At 52.4% G+C, this 3,472-nt stretch carries 2 tRNA genes and 2 rRNA genes; all 4 read left to right on the plus strand.

Features of this window, described 5'->3' with window-relative positions:
- Positions 1-121: ribosomal RNA gene (locus AC0TN7_RS00020) — 16S ribosomal RNA — on the plus strand; the annotation flags it as partial.
- A gap of 69 nt (positions 122-190) precedes the next feature.
- Positions 191-267: transfer RNA gene (locus AC0TN7_RS00025), tRNA-Ile, on the plus strand.
- Between the two features lie 43 nt (positions 268-310).
- A tRNA-Ala gene (locus AC0TN7_RS00030) sits at positions 311-386 on the plus strand.
- A gap of 170 nt (positions 387-556) precedes the next feature.
- Positions 557-3,460: ribosomal RNA gene (locus AC0TN7_RS00035) — 23S ribosomal RNA — on the plus strand.
- The last annotated feature ends 12 nt before the right edge of the window (positions 3,461-3,472 follow it).

A 3,472-nucleotide genomic window follows, 5' to 3' on the forward strand; every position in this document is an offset into this window, starting at 1 on the left:
GGTTGCAAAAGAAGTAGGTAGCTTAACCTTCGGGAGGGCGCTTACCACTTTGTGATTCATGACTGGGGTGAAGTCGTAACAAGGTAACCGTAGGGGAACCTGCGGTTGGATCACCTCCTTACCTTAAAGAACCTGCCTTTGTAGTGCTCACACAGATTGTCTGATGAAAAACAGCAGTAAAAATCTCTGCAGGCTTGTAGCTCAGGTGGTTAGAGCGCACCCCTGATAAGGGTGAGGTCGGTGGTTCAAGTCCACTCAGGCCTACCAAACTCCTTTTAAAGGATGAGCGGTACAGAGATTGCAAAACGATGGGGCTATAGCTCAGCTGGGAGAGCGCCTGCTTTGCACGCAGGAGGTCTGCGGTTCGATCCCGCATAGCTCCACCATCTTTTACTGCGAACACAAGAAAACTTCAGAGTGAACCTGAAAAGGTGCACTGCGAAGTTTTGCTCTTTAAAAATCTGGATCAAGCTGAAAATTGAAACGACACATCTTAATGGTGTGTTCGAGTCTCTCAAATTTTCGCAATCAGAAGTGAAACATCTTCGGGTTGTGAGGTTAAGCGACTAAGCGTACACGGTGGATGCCCTGGCAGTCAGAGGCGATGAAGGACGTGCTAATCTGCGAAAAGCGCCGGCGAGGTGATATGAACCTTTGACCCGGCGATGTCCGAATGGGGAAACCCAGTGTGTTTCGACACACTATCGTTAACTGAATACATAGGTTAACGAGGCGAACCGGGGGAACTGAAACATCTAAGTACCCCGAGGAAAAGAAATCAACCGAGATTCCCCCAGTAGCGGCGAGCGAACGGGGAGCAGCCCAGAGTCTGAATCAGCTTGTGTGTTAGTGGAAGCGTCTGGAAAGTCGCAGGGTACAGGGTGATACTCCCGTACACGAAAACACACAGGCTGTGAACTCGAAGAGTAGGGCGGGACACGTGGTATCCTGTCTGAATATGGGGGGACCATCCTCCAAGGCTAAATACTCCTGACTGACCGATAGTGAACCAGTACCGTGAGGGAAAGGCGAAAAGAACCCCGGCGAGGGGAGTGAAAAAGAACCTGAAACCGTGTACGTACAAGCAGTGGGAGCACCTTCGTGGTGTGACTGCGTACCTTTTGTATAATGGGTCAGCGACTTATATTCTGTAGCAAGGTTAACCGTATAGGGGAGCCGAAGGGAAACCGAGTCTTAACTGGGCGTTAAGTTGCAGGGTATAGACCCGAAACCCGGTGATCTAGCCATGGGCAGGTTGAAGGTTGGGTAACACTAACTGGAGGACCGAACCGACTAATGTTGAAAAATTAGCGGATGACTTGTGGCTGGGGGTGAAAGGCCAATCAAACCGGGAGATAGCTGGTTCTCCCCGAAAGCTATTTAGGTAGCGCCTCGTGAACTCATCTTCGGGGGTAGAGCACTGTTTCGGCTAGGGGGCCATCCCGGCTTACCAACCCGATGCAAACTACGAATACCGAAGAATGTTATCACGGGAGACACACGGCGGGTGCTAACGTCCGTCGTGAAGAGGGAAACAACCCAGACCGCCAGCTAAGGTCCCAAAGTCATGGTTAAGTGGGAAACGATGTGGGAAGGCACAGACAGCCAGGATGTTGGCTTAGAAGCAGCCATCATTTAAAGAAAGCGTAATAGCTCACTGGTCGAGTCGGCCTGCGCGGAAGATGTAACGGGGCTAAACCATGCACCGAAGCTGCGGCAGCGACACTATGTGTTGTTGGGTAGGGGAGCGTTCTGTAAGCCGTTGAAGGTGTGCTGTGAGGCATGCTGGAGGTATCAGAAGTGCGAATGCTGACATAAGTAACGATAAAGCGGGTGAAAAGCCCGCTCGCCGGAAGACCAAGGGTTCCTGTCCAACGTTAATCGGGGCAGGGTGAGTCGACCCCTAAGGCGAGGCCGAAAGGCGTAGTCGATGGGAAACAGGTTAATATTCCTGTACTTGGTGTTACTGCGAAGGGGGGACGGAGAAGGCTATGTTAGCCGGGCGACGGTTGTCCCGGTTTAAGCATGTAGGCGGAGGTTCCAGGTAAATCCGGTACCTTTTAACGCTGAGGTGTGATGACGAGGCACTACGGTGCTGAAGTAACAAATGCCCTGCTTCCAGGAAAAGCCTCTAAGCATCAGGTAACACGAAATCGTACCCCAAACCGACACAGGTGGTCAGGTAGAGAATACCAAGGCGCTTGAGAGAACTCGGGTGAAGGAACTAGGCAAAATGGTGCCGTAACTTCGGGAGAAGGCACGCTGATATGTAGGTGAAGCCCCTGCGGGTGGAGCTGAAATCAGTCGAAGATACCAGCTGGCTGCAACTGTTTATTAAAAACACAGCACTGTGCAAACACGAAAGTGGACGTATACGGTGTGACGCCTGCCCGGTGCCGGAAGGTTAATTGATGGGGTTAGCGGCAACGCGAAGCTCTTGATCGAAGCCCCGGTAAACGGCGGCCGTAACTATAACGGTCCTAAGGTAGCGAAATTCCTTGTCGGGTAAGTTCCGACCTGCACGAATGGCGTAATGATGGCCAGGCTGTCTCCACCCGAGACTCAGTGAAATTGAACTCGCTGTGAAGATGCAGTGTACCCGCGGCAAGACGGAAAGACCCCGTGAACCTTTACTATAGCTTGACACTGAACACTGGTCCTTGATGTGTAGGATAGGTGGGAGGCTTTGAAGCGTGGACGCCAGTCTGCGTGGAGCCGTCCTTGAAATACCACCCTTTAATGGCTGGTGTTCTAACGTAGACCCGTAATCCGGGTTGCGGACAGTGTCTGGTGGGTAGTTTGACTGGGGCGGTCTCCTCCCAAAGAGTAACGGAGGAGCACGAAGGTTAGCTAATCCTGGTCGGACATCAGGAGGTTAGTGCAATGGCATAAGCTAGCTTGACTGCGAGAGTGACGGCTCGAGCAGGTGCGAAAGCAGGTCATAGTGATCCGGTGGTTCTGAATGGAAGGGCCATCGCTCAACGGATAAAAGGTACTCCGGGGATAACAGGCTGATACCGCCCAAGAGTTCATATCGACGGCGGTGTTTGGCACCTCGATGTCGGCTCATCACATCCTGGGGCTGAAGTAGGTCCCAAGGGTATGGCTGTTCGCCATTTAAAGTGGTACGCGAGCTGGGTTTAGAACGTCGTGAGACAGTTCGGTCCCTATCTGCCGTGGGCGCTGGAGAATTGAGGGGGGCTGCTCCTAGTACGAGAGGACCGGAGTGGACGCATCACTGGTGTTCGGGTTGTCATGCCAATGGCACTGCCCGGTAGCTAAATGCGGAAAAGATAAGTGCTGAAAGCATCTAAGCACGAAACTTGCCCCAAGATGAGTTCTCCCTGACTCCCTGAGAGTCCTGAAGGAACGTTGAAGACGACGACGTTGATAGGTCGGGTGTGTAAGCGCAGCGATGCGTTGAGCTAACCGATACTAATGAACCGTGAGGCTTAACCTTACAACGCCGAAG

It is taken from the genome of Enterobacter sp. PL_is511 (assembly GCF_055816065.1).